Source organism: Streptococcus sp. 1559, assembly GCF_013276735.1.
GTDB lineage: Bacteria > Bacillota > Bacilli > Lactobacillales > Streptococcaceae > Streptococcus > Streptococcus pseudopneumoniae.
Genome location: NZ_VMLO01000031.1, coordinates 1 through 15934 on the forward strand (window position 1 = coordinate 1; position 15934 = coordinate 15934).

The following is a 15934-nucleotide window of genomic DNA, read 5'->3' on the forward strand; positions in this document are numbered from 1 at the left end:
TAAGTGATAAAGTCGGGAGGCTACCATTTAGATTTTACTATTAGCATAAAAATAATAATAGACAACTATTTATCCGAAAATAGATAGAGGTAACATGTTTGTAGACAAAGCATACAAACCTTTAGTAAAATCATTTCCATGAAACTAGAATAGAGCCCCTCTTAACAAAAATAATTATTTTAATTTATTTCTAATCACTCCTTGATATAAATAACTCTCACCAATAAAAGACTATGTCTTAAAAAAATGGTATAATAAAATCAATACTTGGGCTTGATGGCTATGCTACTAATAACAATTAGGAGAGAAAATCAGGCACTTGTTAACAACAAGGATTATCCCCTTGAGATGAAAGGAACTTTAGAAATCTTATGATGAACATGCAAAACATGATGCGTCAAGCACAAAAACTTCAAAAACAAATGGAACAAAGCCAGGCCGAACTTGCTGCCATGCAATTTGTTGGCAAATCTGCTCAAGACCTTGTCCAAACGACCTTAACTGGAGATAAGAAAGTTGTCAGCATTGACTTTAATCCAGCTGTCGTTGACCCAGAGGACCTTGAAACTCTTTCTGATATGACCGTTCAAGCCATCAACTCTGCTCTTGAACAAATCGATAAAACTACCAAGAAAAAACTGGGTGCTTTCGCTGGGAAATTGCCATTCTAAAAACAAGAAGCTAGAAAACAATACTTGTCGATAACAAAGGCTAAGAAAGGTGCAAAAATTATAAAAAACGCATAATAGCAGGTGTCAAAACACTCAATATTATGCGTTTTCTCATGAAAAAATTCTCTTTTCATACTCATTTAAAATCAAAAAGGGAATTTATCGTTTTACGGACATGTATATTACAGATTTCTATAGGTCGTATATAGACAGGATATCATCGCTTGGAAGTTGTCCTTTTTGACACCAATCAGTAATTTAGTTCTCAGGAGTTAATGGCAGTGCTTTTCGTACATAGTTTCATAACTACAGTATAGCATAGTATATCGCTTTATAGTTTTCACTATTGATGAACTGCTTGAGCTGCTGTGATAAGGGTTAACTTGTAAACATCATCTGCATTACATCCACGAGAGAGGTCGTTAACAGGCTTGTTCAAACCTTGCAAAACAGGACCTACTGCCGCAAAGCCACCAAGACGTTCAGCCATCTTGTATCCGATATTTCCTGCCTCGATACCTGGGAAGATGAAGACATTTGCTTGACCAGCTACCGTACTTCCAGGAGCTTTCAAAGCTGCAGTTTCAGGAACAAAGGCTGCATCAAATTGCAACTCACCATCGATTTCAAGGTCAGGGCGCAAGTCGTGAGCAATTTTAGTTGCTTCAACGACCTTATCAACGCTTTCACCAAAACCTGAACCTTTAGTAGAATAGCTTAGCATAGCAATTTTAGGCTCGATTCCAAACATCTTAGCTGTGATTGCTGAGTTGATGGCAATTTCAGCCAAAGCTTCTGCATCTGGATTGATGTTGATAGCACAGTCTCCAAATAGGTAACGTTCAGAGCCACGAACCATGAGGAAGGCACCTGAAGTACGAGTTACATTTGGACGAGTTTTAATGATTTGTAGGGCTGGACGAACTGTTGAAGCAGTTGAATGAATCGCACCTGACACCATTCCATCAACCAAGCCCAAGTAAACCAACATAACACCAAAGTAGTTTACATCTTCAACCAAAACCTTGCGTGCATCTTCTTCAGACATTTTGCCCTTGCGACGCTCCACCAAGGCAGCAACCATTTCTTCAAATTGAGGATAATGTTGAGGGTCAATGACTTCATAACCATCCATGATCCCTTCAATTTCAAGATAAATTTTAATTTTTTCAGGATTTCCTAACAAAACAGGAATCACTTCTGTTTCTTTTACCAAACGTTTAGTCGCTTGAAGAATACGTGGCTCTTCCCCTTCAGGGAGAACGATACGAGCATTTTTACCAACAAGGTTGGCTTTGAGACTTTCAAAAACTTCCATGAGTTTTCTCCTTTAAGATAATAATTATACTCTGAAACAGTTTTTATAGAGTATTAGTTGATAACTGGGTAATAAGGTTGCTGAAATCATCCGGCAAGGGACTTTCTAACTGCAAATCTTGCTCTAAAAATGGATGATAAAAGGATAGGTAATGGCAATGCAGGGCCTGACGTTGGATGCCGTCGTCCAGACTACCACCGTACAAATCATCGCCCAACAAAGGAAAACCAATATGAGAAAAGTGGACTCGAATTTGGTGGGTTCGACCAGTGTGCAGCCGAATGTCGACCAAGTGGATATTTCCATAAGAAGCTACAATCTTGTAGGAAGTATGGGCATATTTTCCACCTTTAGCCACCCGTCTGGTAATAATGGAGTCTTCATCACGCGCAATCGGGGCAATAATTTCCCCCTCTGACTCCAAGTGTCCATCACCTTTAACCAAAGCAAAGTAGCGTTTTTCAATGGACTTCTTCTGCAACTGCTTGTCCAATCGTGCATGGGCATAGCCGTGCTTGGCAAAGAGCATCGAGCCAGAAGTATCCCTATCAAGCCTGGTCACAATGTGAACTTGCTGATTTTCGTAATTTTGCTTGACGTAGTAACCCTTGATAAAATTGGCAATAGTATTGGAGTGGTTAACACTAGGAATAGAGGCAACTCCATAGGGTTTATTCAAGACTAGAAAGTGGTCATCCTCATAGAGAATATCCAGTGGGCGCTCGATAGCTTCCAAGGTTTCAAAGCCTTCCTCAGCGGGAATATCGATAGTAACGCGGTCCCCAAGATCCAATAGATAGGTTGCATTTTGTGGTTGGTCATTGACCAGAATAGCCCCACCTCGAAACTTAATCTTGGCCAGAAGCCCCTTAGAAACCTCGTGCTTTTTTAAGAAGGTCTTAACCTTGACATGCTCATCTGCGATAAATTCAAACCTCATTCGTCCACCTCGCCGATAAAGGCATCCTTAACACGGTTCCAGAAACTAGTATGGCTAGGAGTCGCGACAAAGTGAATCTTATGATGATCGATTTGATACTCAATACGCTCAATATTACGGAAAGAATAAACGCTATTGTCAACCGAAATGGTATGGTAATCATTTCTCGTTGGAATGAGTTCAATCTTATCCTTCTTAGGAACGATAATGGAAGAGCCCAGCGTTCGATAGACACGATTATTGAGGCTGGCAATTTCCGTTAATTGCAAAGCTTCAATGGTAGGGTGTAAAACAGAACCGCCAAGAGACTTGTTATAAGCCGTACTACCAGTCGGTGTTGAAACTGTTAGCCCGTCTCCACGAAAACGTTCAAAGGGAACACCATTGATGACAATATCTGCCACCATGGTTCGATCAGACCTGCGGATGCTGGCTTCATTGAGGGCACGAAAAATCTTGACCTCTCCATTTCCAAGAAAAACCTTCACATTTAGAACAGGGTAAGAAACCCTTGCTCCGGTATCTAGCTGCAAATTGGTCATTAACTTATCCAACTCAAAATCACGATAATCGGTATAAAAGCCCAGATGTCCTGTATGAAGACCGATAAAGCGTACCTTATCAAGTTGGTCTTCATACTTATGAAAGGCCGATAAGAGCATGCCATCTCCACCAATGGAAATGACAATGTCCGGACTGCTATCATTGAGTATAAACTGATTTCTTTTCAAACGATCTCGCAATTCATACAAAACCCTTTGACTCTGCGGTTTTCTATTGGCTATCAGGTCAATTCGTTTACCTGTATTCTTCATCTGTATCGTCACTGTTTCCTACACCGTCATTTAATTTTCTACTCAAAGGATCAAAAAGTGCCTGGGCTTCTTGGATATCATCACGAATTTCACCCATTTCTTCATCCAACTGATGGGCGATTCTAGCTGTAATTTCCAGTCGCTTCTTAATCTCCTCTGGGAAATCCCCTTGGTACTTGTAGTTGAGAGAATGTTCTATCGTTGCCCAGAAATTCATGGCCAAGGTACGTATTTGAATTTCTGCCAAAATAGTCTTGGCTCCATTGATGGTATCAACCATATATTCTACTACCAAATGATAGGAACGATAGCCTGATGCTTTTCGATGAGTAATGTAATCTCGCTCCTGTATGATTCGCATGTCCTGACGCTTGTGCAAAATCTCCACTACTTCCTTAACGTCATCTACAAACTGGACCATCACACGCAAACCAGCAATATCCTGCAAATCGTGCTCCAAGGTCGCATAAGTAATACCACGACGGGCCATTTTTTCTTTTATACTCTCAATTGGCTTGACTCGACCGGTCACAAATTCAATCGGAGAATGCTTATTTTGCTTACGATATTGCTTACGAATGCCACGAAGTTTAATCTTTAACTCACCAACAGCTTGAATGTAAGGATCTAGAAATTCTTCCCATTCTAAGGTCATATATTCTCCCTTATTCTCATATTATCCTTCAAAAATATCTTTGATTTTTTCTCCAGATTCATATACAATAAATACAATGCTTATTATACCATAAGTGAAAAACGTTTACAAATAGTTATCATCACTTGTAAATAATTTGACTTAGGCATCATTTCACACCTCAATATAGCGCCTAACCCCTTGATATTACTGATTTTTTGAAAAATCACATTTGATTAAATATCATTAAAAGGTCTTAAAAATTCTTAAAAAGTCCACAAAAAAAGCCCTACAAAAGGGCAATAAATCGATGAGTTCAGCAGGCAAGAAACTAGCACGGTCAAACGTGCTTTTTTTTTGTTTCTCTCTACCTGGTACAAGTATAACATAAAAAGTTGCTATTTTCTCTTTTTCAGTAAGTTTTTCAGACTTCCCCCCCACCCCCTTTAATTTTTTATTAAAAATTTGGACAGTCGAGTGCAGACCGCTTACCGACATCTTTGAAAATTTCCGATTTTTTTGACCGGGGGGTGTTTAAGAAAATTTAAAAATTACACAATATCTTTAAAAACTTCTTTTTTATTTCCTGTGTCTAATCTTGTCTTTTGAGTCAGTTTCTTTACATATTCTTTCTATAATTTTAATTACCAATTCATTGTTTTACACATTCTATTGAATTTACTCGCCAAGCTAGTCCCTTACTCTATCAAGCGTTTTATAAGATACTGTTATATGAGTTCATCATTACTTTAAAACAGGGAATTCATACTATAATTTTAGTTATGAATTAGTCATATCTTACATTCTGTCTAATTCAGACAATCGCCTAAAAGCCTGATACAATAAGGATATGCAGTAATCCCCTAAATGAATTAGCGTTTGACTCGTTATGTCTAATTCAATATTCTACAAAAAAAGATAGGTTTGCGCCTATCTTCATTTTGTTTATTGCCCAAAGAATCTAGAAATAATATTTCTCTTTTTCTCTGGTAAGTCATTAAAAACTCCCCTTTGTTTAATAAGTTCTTGCTCTTTTCGATCTATAAAATCATCTACCACTCCAGAGATATATTCTGTAAATTCTTCAATACTATGTCCCGTGATTTTACCGTCTTGTACTAACTCCTCTAGAAGCAAATCATTCCACAAAACCATGTCAGTAGAAAGATTGTAATGTTCCAACTCTTCAACAATGGCCTGTTCATAGTATTGTTGTTGTCCTTTGTTGATATAGTAATATTTATCTTTAAACTTCTTATCAACATTCTTGAATTGATATTCCTCTAAGAGTTTACTTCTCAAAAATCCATCAGTAGTTACTTCGTGAGATTCGATAGTATAAAAGCTTTTTAGCTTTTCTAAAAACTCAAAGATATTAGAACGATAAAGACTATTTTCTTCATGTAGTATTGATAGCATCTCAGTAATTAAAGGTGAAATTTTGTTCTGAGAAAACTCCTTCCAGTCTTTAAAATATACTAATGACTTTTCCCTGATGGCTCTTTCTCGCTGTTTAAATTTATTTTCTAACTGATTTTCTTTTTGACGTGTTGTCAGAAATATATCACTTAAAATCAAAGTGTAGTCTTGTTTATACTCTTCAATTTCGTTCAGTATTTCTTTTTTAACTTCCTCTTGCTTACTAAAGAATTCTGCAGCTTCTGGTTCATTCATTTTATGAAAAAGATTCTTCATGAGTTCATGAAATGGATTGACATAAACTAGATTATAGTCTTGATACAAAAGGAAGAGATTAATAACTTCAGTGCTATTCATCGATTAACCTCCAATACCTGGCGCTTGATTTTTTGAGAAATCAAACTCCCAGATAGCAGCGGACTTTTCATCATGGGCCTTGCCATAAGCAAATTGTTTAGCTATATAGAGGTCCATATCTTCAAGCGCTAGTGTATCTTGATAGCGTTGTAAGTTAATTCCTCCACCTAAAACCGCATCATAGCGCCCTTGAATGAAAGAAGTCGCCTTCCCTTTTTCTTGAGAGATTGAAGGAACGATTTGTAAATTTAGAGGTACCGCCTTGTTGTAAGTTGCGCTATCTGTAAAGTTAATTAGTTTCTTCTCGATTTCCCAGATTTCTGAGGGATTCACGACAAGGACAATCTTATTAGTTGTATCGACAAAACTAACTCCATCAGCTTTTACAGAATGAAATTTAAAAATCTCTGATACCTGGTTTACAGTTTCTTTAGGATTTTCAAAAGTTAGTTTTAAAGCTTGTTTTTCTTTTTTAGGGTAAGTAATATTTGAATCTTGGGCTACTCCCGTCAATTTTCTTGTTAGCCCTAGAGGTTTATTATCACCATCGCCGTTTAAAAACGCTTCTTCCAATGCTACTGCAAAAGCTTCTGTTAATTGAGTTCTTACAAAATTTTCGATCCAAATCGGTCCAAGTTCTTTAAAATCTTTCGGGATCACGATGAAAGTCGTTAACTTATGCTGGATATCTTGTTTACTTCCAAAACTAGCTTTTAATTGCCCTTTGATTTCTCCAAAAACCTTCCCCCAAACTGCTCCGCCACTACGCTCTGAGGTTAAAAAGTTTAGTCGGATTCCTAGATTCTTCAGCCCGATTTTTTCAAGCAAGGGATGTTCTGATTTTATATCTTCAAAAATTCTGTCAATCGTCTCCTCTGGGAGAAGTTTTTCCACCCCTTTAGGGATATTCTTATCAAATTCATTGAAGAATACCATTTCATTGCCCTTTAAAGTATTAGGTTGTGATGTAAAGCCATCTCCTGAATATGATGCAGTTTTAGCTTCTTCAATCATATGCTCTTGTAGTGCGTCTAACATATTACTATAAAGTTTTGTTTGCTGCTCTTGTGGAGCATTAGTTTTCACTGCATTCATAAACGCTTCTCTAGCTTGCATGTATTCCTTTTTTGTTTGTCCTTCAAGTCTCATAACCATATTTTTTATTTCCTCTCATTCTAAGCAAAAAGGTAGAACAAAAAACGCATTTTACGTCTTATGTCCTACCTCTTGTTTTCAAGTCAGTGTCTAAAATTTTTGTTGTGTTTTGGTTTCTACCATGGTCACAACACCATCTACAATTTTCAATCTAATGTCACCATATTCTGGTAACTTTATACTTTTAATTATACCACGGTTTAGGAAATAAATCCAACCTTTATGTAATTGTTCCATTTTCCCCCACTTTCCAAAAGTGTAGCCATTTTTGAATATCTAGCGGCTACGCATTCCGCCTTACAGCCCCAAGGGTTTTCGCCTTGTGTAGCCGTGTAGCCGTTTCATCTCAAAAAAAATATATAAATAACGTATTAGGTATTTAATTATATATACTTTTATAAAATATATATTTTGGCTACATTTATATTAAAAATTCAGTAATATCAAGGGTTTAGGGGTGTAGCCGTTTTTTTTTGTCTTGTCTACACCTCTTTGAAACCCTTACAGTATCAAGGGTTTTCAGCGTAGCCGTTTTTTTATCTTTTGGCTACACTGTCTACACTTTATTTTTTTATTTTAGCAAATCCGCGTTTGATACTTTTGCCAAATCGCAAGGACTCCCTTGCTTCCCAATCCTCTTTACTTTGCATGATTTTTTTAATCTTGTTTTTATCCTTTACGTTCGGTATCTTATCCGGATATACCTCTGTGAAAAATAAATTAATAGCCATCTTGTCACGTTCCACTAGTTCCCCATACTTTTCAATATCTAGGGTAATTTCTACACCGTTTGCGCCCATATGATAGCCATGATTTATCATGTCGTAAATGTAATAATATCTTGTTCTATCTGTCGGGGGGAACTGATACATTCTTTTTGGGTAAGGAGTGCCTAAATAGCGCTCCAAATCCTCAAGGGTTTCATCTACAAACTTGTAACGGCTTCTAACCTCATTTACTAGCTTTTCTTGCTCGTCTGTCAGGTTCAAGACTTGGTTAGCTCTCCAAGCCATCACCATAGCACCCCAAAAGGCTCTACGGTCTTTCTCTGTCCACTTCCTGCCCTTATAGGCGGTGTCCTTGTGGACTTCCGCAACTAAAAAGCGCCTTTCTCCTGTCAGGTCGTTCAAATAATCATGGTCATTGGTCGCCCTCACGATAATAAAACTCTTAGGCAGTCGCCTATCACTGGAGGCGTAAGGCGGTCTAAACTCTAGCTTGGTTTCTGTGATGAATTTCTTCAATTCTGAAAAACTAGCCTTTTTGCTGGCCACCATCTCATCATCAAATACACACCAGTTTCTGACCATTCTAGCCTTGTCATCTTTGTCTGTGAAGGTCTCAATGGTGGTAAAATACTTGTGAGTGAAAAGCCCCTCAAAAAATTGGGTTTTTCCTACTCCCTGCCGTCCAGTCAAGTCCAGCACAAAGTCAAACTTAACGGTGGAGTCAAACACCTTGGCAACCGCTCCACGGAAAAACAAATCCATGATAATACGGTTATATTCATCATCCTTGATATTGAGATAATGCCTTAAAATATCAAAGGGATCGCGCTGATTCACTAACTCTTTATACTCACTTTCGCAAGATTCCAGATAGTCTTTTAAGGGGTTATAGCTGTGTTCTCCAGCCACCACTTCCAAAATATCCGCTATGTCATGCTTTTTATAGTCAAGCTTGTACTTGGTAGCAATATAAGCCCTAATCTCTCTGATAATCAGGTCATCGATTGCACCGCTCAGGGTTCTACCGTTTAGCTTCATTGGTCTAGTCACGTCAATTTCATAAGTAAAGACGTTGTATTGTATAGCCCCTTTTAGCTTGCTATCTCCGTTCAAAATCTTCTTGAGATTGGCCAAGTTGACTGCAAAGCCGTCGCCTCTTGCTCTTTTTGCCAAGTTCAGGCTATTGTGTTTCTCATCGGTCTCCCTTGCTTGAGTCAAGTCCACCACTTCAGGCGGTGCTTGTTGCTGATCTTCTTCAATGATTTTATTTACAATGTCATTGCTATTCAAAAGCCACCTCCTTATAAAATATCCTTGCTACTTCTAGGAAATAGCTTGCTAGGTCTTTGCGTTTAACGATTGCAGAAAACAAGTCCACCAGTTGACTAAAGCTGTAGCCATTGACAAATAACAAGCGGACAAAAAGCGAAGTCTCATATCTGGTATAAATCCCGTTACAAATCAGGTCAAAAATCCAACCCTTTAACTCCACTCCAAGCCCCTGCCGTTGCTCTGTCAATTTGTTTACCTCTAATTCTTTCAGAATCGTCAGCAAGTCAGGACTAGCCAAACCTATTTCTAAATCTCTGGCCAATTCCCAGCCCTTTACTTCTTCGCTTTCGTCTTTAACTGCCACATACAAGCCTTTGTAGTGAAAAGCCGTCAAACCCTCGCCTATTGGCTCAAAATAGATAAATTTATAGTGATTGCCATTCTTCCAAACTTGGGTTGGGCTAGACTTGAGAAAGCCAAACAAAGGTAATTTTTCAGCGGATAGAATTAACTCAAGCACTCTCATTCATCCACCCCCAGAAACTTCCAGATGTCGGTCACTAAATAGTAAATCATTCTTGAACCATCGTCTGGCGGTTGATAGCGTCTTAACCCCTGACTTTCCCACTTATTTAGCGTGTTGTCACTAATTTTCAATTCCTCTTTGAGTTCAATTCTATTTATCAACTTAGTCAGTCTCTGCGGTGCTTTCTCATGTGCTTCCAGGTATCTTTCGACTACCTCCAGAATGCCATGCGTCAAATCATGCTCACTTTCTCGGCTTAGGCTAAACATATCCGCCCACCTCCTTAACTTTTATTTACAAAGGTTATTTGTCCGCTCGCTACCCCTTGCAAAATAGCTTTTTGAGTCTCTATGATTGTATCAAGGGTTTTCAAGATAGCTGTCTTAGTTTCTAAATCCAACGCTTGTTTTGTCAACAAGCCCCTAGTTACAGCTAACTTTGTTGCATTGTCCATACACGTAGCTAGAAAAATATCTTTTGTAAAATAAGGTTCATCTGGTATTTTTTCACTATCAAGGTATATCTTCACTATGTAACTCATTTCATCCCTCCGTAAACTCTTACCCCTGCAAGCTGGATATATCGCCCATAATCAGGATTTAAATCCTCGCTAGGTGTTTCTATCCTCTGTTGGTTTTCTCGCTCTATTTGGGCGCTTTTTTTGCGGTCTCGGTGGTTTAAATAAAGCAGTAAGCCAATCAATACCACGATTAAGACAGCAGCCTGTGTGTTGCTTATATCTAGTTCATTCATGTTTTTCCTCCAATTCTTTGCGGTACATTCTGATAGTATTAACTAGATTTTCCTTTGCATTGATAAGACAATCATAAGCAAGGTTAAAAATGGCGCTTTGCGTGTTATATTCCAAGGCTAAAATTAAGGCCTTCTCTTGGTTGCTCATGTTTTTACTAAAAAAATGAGAAGTAGCCTCTAAAGCATTTTCAGCGGTGTTAAGTCCTGATGTTAAATCATCTAGTTCATCTAAAATATTTTTAATTTCTTCTTTTGTCATGTTTGTTTCCTTTTTTTGTCTTTTACTATCCAGGATATCCTCACGCTTAGACTCGCCAAGTTGAAAGCGTGAGAAAGTACCAGTTTAAAGAGTTGGCGCTCTATGCTTTTCAAAACCTTTTCTAATTTGCTTGCCTGCTCTTCGGTTTTCTTAGTTTTTCTTCATTTCGTTTACGGCTTTATCTGCTAGCCGTTGCCATTGTTTTCTAAATTCTTGTTCATCTATCCGCCCATGGAGAAAATCGCTTAGGGCGTAAGTTGCACGGCTGTAAAATCGCTTGGCTCTATCATAATTTGTCATTCTTTGCCTCACTTACTGCTTTTACTACCTTTTCTCTTAGTTTTGTAAATTCTTCGATAAATTCATCTTGAGATATAACCCCACGATTAAAAGTTATAATCAAGGCGCTTGCTCTTTTTGTGTATTGTTCCATCTGTTAGCCCTCCATCATGTCGTAAATTATAGCGCGGTGCTTTTTAGGGATGTGTTTCATCGCGTCCAATATGTCACGCTCTGCTTTTTGTCGTGTTTCTGCTTTTACTGTTTTATCTTCTACTATTTCAAAGGCGTTTTTTGCTACTTTGTAGTAGTCTAGCGACTGTAAAAAATGACCACGTTCAGACAGTTCTTTGTCTTCCAATTCCTCTTTTACCGTACCGTCCAAGAGTTCAAACTTGGAGTACACCCCTTTTTCTACTTCAAATCCTAGACGCTTGTTTTGTCTCAGATTGTAAAGGTTAACCCTGCAACTCTCCAAGTTGCGATAACCTAATACTCCAGCGATTTCTTCTAGGTTTTTGCCCTCTAATTCAGGTAATTTTTCAGCAATATCTTTAAATTTTACTACTTGATGTTTCTTTCCCATTGTTTACCTTGTCTTTCTATGCTATAATCAAGGTATAGAAAAATATCTATACTCTTGATCCAGTCGCTTGCTTCTGTCGCCAAACGTTCAGCAAGTGACTTTTTTGTTGTCAATCCCCAGTGGTAAAGCACCAGTGGAGTATCTTGTAGATGTAATATAGTATTGCGATTGTGTCGCTCCTTTCTAACTATAAAATAGTTCGTCTATTGTTATGTCTGGTTTGATTTCTGCAACCATTGACTTGATTGTTAGGCGTTCTTTGTCATTGAATGGCGTTTTACCTAATTCTTTGTTGTTGTATGACTGCAAAGAAATTTTTAGCTTATCCGCCATTTGTTGCTGAGTCAGTCCTAACATAACTCGATAACCTCTTAATTTCCCCATAGGTTTCCTCCTCTCTAAAAATATCCCTCCATAAATAGATTGAAAGTGTGAAAGGTTGGAGAGAACGGACATTTTTGTCCTTTACACGTTTTATAATATTAGACACTTTTGTCTGTGTCAAGCATTTTTTTATTTTTTTACAGACATTTTTGTCTTTTTTTTAAAATAAATGTTATAATTAGCAACGAAAGGTGTTATGAATAATGAATAGATTGAAAGAATTAAGAAAAGAAAAAAAGAAGTCTCAGAAAGAAATAGCCAACTTTTTAAAAATAAATGAAAAAACTATATCTCGGTGGGAAAATGGAGAAAGCCAAATTACCCTCAAAAATGCTATTCAACTAGCTGATTACTTTGGTGTATCTCTTGCTTATTTATTAAATCAGGAAGAAGAGTGGGAGAAACTTCAAGAATTACATCAAAAACTCCCAACTTTAGAAGAGTTTGATAAACTCCTTTTCAAAAAACAAGAAAATCGCTTTAAACGATTTGTCCAATTTGTATCAGATGAAGAGATGAAAATCAAGGATAGAAATCTAGTCCTAATATTTAACTTGCTAGTCTCTTCTGATGAAACTTTTGGAGTAAACCAGATATATCCCTTTCTATTAGATGAAAAAGATGAATATCATTTTACAAACCAAGAAAAAAGCGAATAATAAGCACCATATCCGCCTTGTTTCTTATTCTGGCACAATTTACCGTCTAACTGCTTAAAATCGAAAATAGGGGCATTGTCGTGACTCCTCGCATGGTAAAACTTCAAAACCTTTTCTAATTTGCTTGCCTGCTGATGGAAAAAGGAGTAAAACCATGAAAATAACAGAATATACTAAAAAAGACGGCTCAATAGTCTATCGCTCTAGCGTCTACCTTGGCATCGATACCGTAACGGGTAAGAAAGTCAAGACGACTATATCAGGGCGAACCAAGAGAGAACTTAGAAACAAAGCGCTACAGGCTCAAATAGACTTTGAAAAAAACGGCTCTACAGTATTTAAAGCGGTTCAAATCAATACCTATGCCGAACTGGTGGAGAATTGGCTGGAAACATACTGCCATACGGTCAAAAAGGCAACCCTTACAATAATCAAGAGTAGACTAAACAACTATCTACTTCCAGCCTTTGGAGACTACAAACTAGATAAGCTAACACCCCCAGTTATTCAAAAGCAAGTTAATCAATGGGCAAAAGAGTACAATCAACTAGGAAAAGGCTACCAAGAATATCCGCAACTTAACTCGCTAAATAAACGCATACTAAAATACGCCGTATCCTTGCAAGTTATCCCTTTTAATCCTGCCCGTGATATTATCGTCCCACGTCGTAAGGCAAAAGAAGGGCAAAAACTCAAATATCTGGATGATGATAACTTAAAAAAATTCTTAAATTATATGGAGCAGCTGCCAAACACTTACAAAAATTTCTACGATACGGTGCTATATAAGACGCTTTTAGCGACTGGTTTGCGCATTCGTGAATGTTTAGCCCTCAAATGGTCTGATATTGACTTACAAAACGGTACACTAGACGTAAATAAGACTCTAAACTGTGAAAAAGAAATCACTACCCCTAAAACTAAATCAAGTATTAGGGTAATTGACTTGGATAATAAGACGGTGCTCATGCTGCGGCTTTACAAAAATAGACAAGCGCAAGTTGGTAGAGAAATAGGCTTGACTTATAAAAAAGTATTTTCTAATTCCTTTGACGAATATAGAGACGCTAGGGCGCTTAGGTCAAGACTTGAGAAACATTTAAAACTTTCTGACTGCCCTCGTTTAACATTCCACGCCTTCCGCCATACTCACGCTAGTATCTTGCTCAATGCTGGACTGCCTTACAAAGAAATACAAACAAGGCTAGGGCATTCTCAAATATCAATAACCATGGATACATATAGCCACTTGTCCAAAGACAACAAGAAAAACGCTACTTCATTTTATGAAAAAGCCATTGAAAAATTAAAAAGTTCCTAAAAAGTCCACAAATTTTATAAATCGGCTATAAATCAAGCCACAAATACCGCTATACTAGGGAATTTACCCCCTAGACTTGAAATAAAGCGCATATCAAAATAGTTGAGTTTTTACTTATTTTTCGTTAAAATCATTTACACTAATTTCCATCGTTTTTTTAAATCGTATTCATCTTCGTATTCATTTTTACAATCATCTTTGCCCGTATAGTTGAGAAGGTTGCAATTTAATTCTAATAGTTTATAAATAGAAAACCGTGATTACTCACAGTCTTTTAAAAATAAAATAAAAAAACTCCATCAAAACTATTGACATTATGCAACCAAAGTTGTATAATGGATACATAAGGTTAAGGAGGAAACCTTAGACAAGGAAACTAGTAGAAAGGAACATGAAATGTTTAAGTTCAAAAAGAAACCACTCAAAGCAAAAACAAATAAGCTAGTAGTCAAAATAAACTTATTTATAATCAGCTTTGAATGGCACATCGAATTTGGATAGTGAAAAATCACTATCCACCCCTTCGGGGGTGTACTTAAATTATAACAGGAAAAACAATGAAAGTAAATCTTAAAGTTAGAAAAACCACCAAGCGTGAAAAAGTTGAATTTATTATTGGACTTCTTCTACTCCTATTTGCAGTTTGGTATTTTACGAGGTAATATATGTCAGTAGATATTGAAGCTATCCGCTGGCTTTTAGACAACGCCACAGCCTATGCTATTAGCAAAAACTGTGGCATGTCTATTCAGGCCGTGGACAAGTATAAAAATGGTGTATCGGATATTATGAATATGCGTCTAAAACACGCTATCAGCATGATAACATACGCCCAGGAACTTAAAAAGCAGTGATTTCGGTCACTGTTTTTTATTTTTAACAAAACACCGTTTTTGACAATAATACACCACGATTTCCTCTCCATATTCTTCATGTAAACGCTTTTTTGAACAATAGGATTGTGATTTTGCTTTCTAATCGTTCAAAATGTGTGTTTTTGAAAAATAAAAAAACCGCAAGCCTGAGCCTGCGGTGAAAAATTATTCTTTGTCTTTGTTTTTATTTTGATTATTCCCTGTAAACAAACCAATTAGCCCTAATGCAGTAGTTCCAGTTAAGACACTACCTGCAATTTGTTTATCTGTTGCTATTAAGTAAATTCCACCAATAATAACAACGAGGGCGATTAAAAAGCCAAATAACTGTCCCAATTTATGAGAAGCAATATTCCCTGATAAGTATTTATCTTCCATCTCTCTACGATGTTGGCTTTCTGCAATACCATTATCAATAATCTTTTGAGCAGCATCCGGATATAGCTCTTTATATCCTTTGAGAATATCTGGATGAGGTAGGTCACCTTGATAGATTTCCAACTTCTGTAAAACTACTTGACGCTGTTCATGTGGTAAGCGCTCGACTTCATCAACAATATTATTGACTTCAATCAAATCTTTATTCTCGGTATCCAAATTTCATTACCTCTTTCTGAATGCCCATCGTTGATTTCTTGTAATCACTTTTGACTTTCTTCCAGTCTGGGACTGTATCAGCTTTTACTTTCGAAATGTTCTGGTTAAAGCTAAAAACAGGCAATACAATTGCTGTCATACCAAGTAAAAAAGACTTAAAGTATTGAGGTTGTTTTGTATTTTTTAACATCCCAAATTCCTCCTACTCGCTCCATAATATTTTTTTGAATTAACTTGATTATGACATCTTTCTTTAAAAAAGTCAATGTTTCTTACTCTTTTTAACAAAAAAATCCCCACAAGGACGAGTCCTGTGGGGTAGATAAACATTTTAGAAAAGTTTTCCTTTCCTTTTATTTTTTTAAATTATTTAGTCGTAATCAAGC

The 15934-nt window shown here is 37.1% G+C and carries 25 protein-coding genes; 4 read left to right on the forward strand and 21 right to left on the reverse strand.

Annotated elements, in window-relative coordinates; genetic code table 11:
- The first annotated feature begins 371 nt into the window (after positions 1 to 371).
- Positions 372 to 671: a YbaB/EbfC family nucleoid-associated protein gene (locus HT688_RS05380; protein ID WP_050971582.1), complete on the forward strand. Its 300-nt coding sequence runs from the start codon at positions 372 to 374 to the stop codon at positions 669 to 671.
- Between the two features lie 343 nt (positions 672 to 1014).
- On the opposite strand, the gene pta is transcribed toward HT688_RS05380, so the two are convergent.
- The 19 genes from pta to HT688_RS05470 all read right to left on the reverse strand — a co-directional run bounded on the left by pta (position 1015) and on the right by HT688_RS05470 (position 12096).
- Positions 1015 to 1989, reverse strand: a complete 975-nt coding sequence (pta, locus tag HT688_RS05385) for a phosphate acetyltransferase (protein WP_000451579.1) — start codon at positions 1987 to 1989, stop codon at positions 1015 to 1017.
- A gap of 43 nt (positions 1990 to 2032) precedes the next feature.
- Positions 2033 to 2929: an RluA family pseudouridine synthase gene (locus HT688_RS05390; protein ID WP_001209995.1), complete on the reverse strand. Its 897-nt coding sequence runs from the start codon at positions 2927 to 2929 to the stop codon at positions 2033 to 2035.
- Complete coding sequence (locus HT688_RS05395; protein WP_050207566.1) at positions 2926 to 3744, reverse strand: NAD kinase; 819 nt, start codon at positions 3742 to 3744, stop codon at positions 2926 to 2928. The genes HT688_RS05390 and HT688_RS05395 overlap by 4 nt, the downstream gene beginning before the upstream one ends.
- Entirely contained in the window at positions 3728 to 4399 is a 672-nt protein-coding gene (yjbM, locus tag HT688_RS05400; protein ID WP_000171679.1) for a GTP diphosphokinase, read from the reverse strand. The genes HT688_RS05395 and yjbM overlap by 17 nt, the downstream gene beginning before the upstream one ends.
- Before the next feature lie 225 nt (positions 4400 to 4624).
- Positions 4625 to 4876: a hypothetical protein gene (locus tag HT688_RS05405; protein ID WP_172923629.1), complete on the reverse strand. Its 252-nt coding sequence runs from the start codon at positions 4874 to 4876 to the stop codon at positions 4625 to 4627.
- 447 nt (positions 4877 to 5323) lie between these two features.
- A complete protein-coding gene (locus HT688_RS05410) occupies positions 5324 to 6154 on the reverse strand; it encodes a hypothetical protein (RefSeq protein WP_138701130.1) in 831 nt (276 codons plus the stop codon).
- A 3-nt stretch (positions 6155 to 6157) separates the two neighbouring features.
- A complete protein-coding gene (locus tag HT688_RS05415) occupies positions 6158 to 7309 on the reverse strand; it encodes a phage major capsid protein (RefSeq protein ID WP_240148163.1) in 1152 nt (383 codons plus the stop codon).
- A 90-nt stretch (positions 7310 to 7399) separates the two neighbouring features.
- Positions 7400 to 7546: a hypothetical protein gene (locus HT688_RS05420; protein ID WP_165778278.1), complete on the reverse strand. Its 147-nt coding sequence runs from the start codon at positions 7544 to 7546 to the stop codon at positions 7400 to 7402.
- A 326-nt stretch (positions 7547 to 7872) separates the two neighbouring features.
- Positions 7873 to 9327, reverse strand: a complete 1455-nt coding sequence (locus tag HT688_RS05425) for a virulence-associated E family protein (RefSeq protein WP_172923630.1) — start codon at positions 9325 to 9327, stop codon at positions 7873 to 7875.
- Positions 9320 to 9835, reverse strand: coding sequence for a hypothetical protein (locus HT688_RS05430; RefSeq protein WP_172923631.1), 516 nt, complete (start codon positions 9833 to 9835; stop codon positions 9320 to 9322). Before HT688_RS05430 ends, HT688_RS05425 begins: the two co-directional genes overlap by 8 nt.
- A complete protein-coding gene (locus HT688_RS05435; RefSeq protein WP_054388145.1) occupies positions 9832 to 10104 on the reverse strand; it encodes a hypothetical protein in 273 nt (90 codons plus the stop codon). The genes HT688_RS05430 and HT688_RS05435 overlap by 4 nt, the downstream gene beginning before the upstream one ends.
- A gap of 14 nt (positions 10105 to 10118) precedes the next feature.
- Positions 10119 to 10376 (reverse strand): hypothetical protein, encoded by a 258-nt coding sequence (locus HT688_RS05440; protein ID WP_050261807.1) that lies wholly within the window; start codon positions 10374 to 10376, stop codon positions 10119 to 10121.
- Positions 10373 to 10588, reverse strand: coding sequence for a hypothetical protein (locus tag HT688_RS05445; RefSeq protein WP_119919969.1), 216 nt, complete (start codon positions 10586 to 10588; stop codon positions 10373 to 10375). Before HT688_RS05445 ends, HT688_RS05440 begins: the two co-directional genes overlap by 4 nt.
- Positions 10581 to 10847 (reverse strand): hypothetical protein, encoded by a 267-nt coding sequence (locus HT688_RS05450; RefSeq protein ID WP_054388148.1) that lies wholly within the window; start codon positions 10845 to 10847, stop codon positions 10581 to 10583. Before HT688_RS05450 ends, HT688_RS05445 begins: the two co-directional genes overlap by 8 nt.
- A gap of 150 nt (positions 10848 to 10997) precedes the next feature.
- Positions 10998 to 11147 carry a hypothetical protein gene (locus tag HT688_RS05455; RefSeq protein WP_164496824.1) on the reverse strand — a complete coding sequence of 50 codons (150 nt, stop codon included), beginning with the start codon at positions 11145 to 11147 and terminating at the stop codon, positions 10998 to 11000.
- A complete protein-coding gene (locus HT688_RS05460) occupies positions 11134 to 11280 on the reverse strand; it encodes a hypothetical protein (protein WP_000438875.1) in 147 nt (48 codons plus the stop codon). The genes HT688_RS05455 and HT688_RS05460 overlap by 14 nt, the downstream gene beginning before the upstream one ends.
- Before the next feature lie 3 nt (positions 11281 to 11283).
- Positions 11284 to 11712, reverse strand: a complete 429-nt coding sequence (locus tag HT688_RS05465; RefSeq protein ID WP_172923632.1) for a hypothetical protein — start codon at positions 11710 to 11712, stop codon at positions 11284 to 11286.
- The gene (locus tag HT688_RS12005) at positions 11691 to 11825 is read right to left on the reverse strand and encodes a hypothetical protein (protein ID WP_275689865.1); all 135 of its coding nucleotides are present in this window, start codon (positions 11823 to 11825) and stop codon (positions 11691 to 11693) included. The genes HT688_RS05465 and HT688_RS12005 overlap by 22 nt, the downstream gene beginning before the upstream one ends.
- Positions 11826 to 11895: 70 nt before the next feature.
- A complete protein-coding gene (locus HT688_RS05470; RefSeq protein ID WP_000517337.1) occupies positions 11896 to 12096 on the reverse strand; it encodes a helix-turn-helix transcriptional regulator in 201 nt (66 codons plus the stop codon).
- Positions 12097 to 12299: 203 nt separating this feature from the next.
- On the opposite strand from HT688_RS05470, the gene HT688_RS05475 reads away from it, so the two are divergent.
- The 3 genes from HT688_RS05475 to HT688_RS05485 all read left to right on the forward strand — a co-directional run bounded on the left by HT688_RS05475 (position 12300) and on the right by HT688_RS05485 (position 14930).
- On the forward strand, positions 12300 to 12755 hold the full coding sequence (locus HT688_RS05475; protein WP_001080839.1) for a helix-turn-helix domain-containing protein: 456 nt from the start codon (positions 12300 to 12302) through the stop codon (positions 12753 to 12755).
- A 154-nt stretch (positions 12756 to 12909) separates the two neighbouring features.
- Positions 12910 to 14076: a tyrosine-type recombinase/integrase gene (locus tag HT688_RS05480; RefSeq protein WP_172923633.1), complete on the forward strand. Its 1167-nt coding sequence runs from the start codon at positions 12910 to 12912 to the stop codon at positions 14074 to 14076.
- 665 nt (positions 14077 to 14741) lie between these two features.
- The gene (locus HT688_RS05485; RefSeq protein ID WP_000109850.1) at positions 14742 to 14930 is read left to right on the forward strand and encodes a hypothetical protein; all 189 of its coding nucleotides are present in this window, start codon (positions 14742 to 14744) and stop codon (positions 14928 to 14930) included.
- Positions 14931 to 15116: 186 nt separating this feature from the next.
- On the opposite strand, the gene HT688_RS05490 is transcribed toward HT688_RS05485, so the two are convergent.
- Entirely contained in the window at positions 15117 to 15548 is a 432-nt protein-coding gene (locus tag HT688_RS05490; protein WP_000379281.1) for a DUF2335 domain-containing protein, read from the reverse strand.
- Positions 15532 to 15738, reverse strand: a complete 207-nt coding sequence (locus HT688_RS05495; RefSeq protein WP_000917045.1) for a hypothetical protein — start codon at positions 15736 to 15738, stop codon at positions 15532 to 15534. Before HT688_RS05495 ends, HT688_RS05490 begins: the two co-directional genes overlap by 17 nt.
- Between the last annotated feature and the right edge of the window lie 196 nt (positions 15739 to 15934).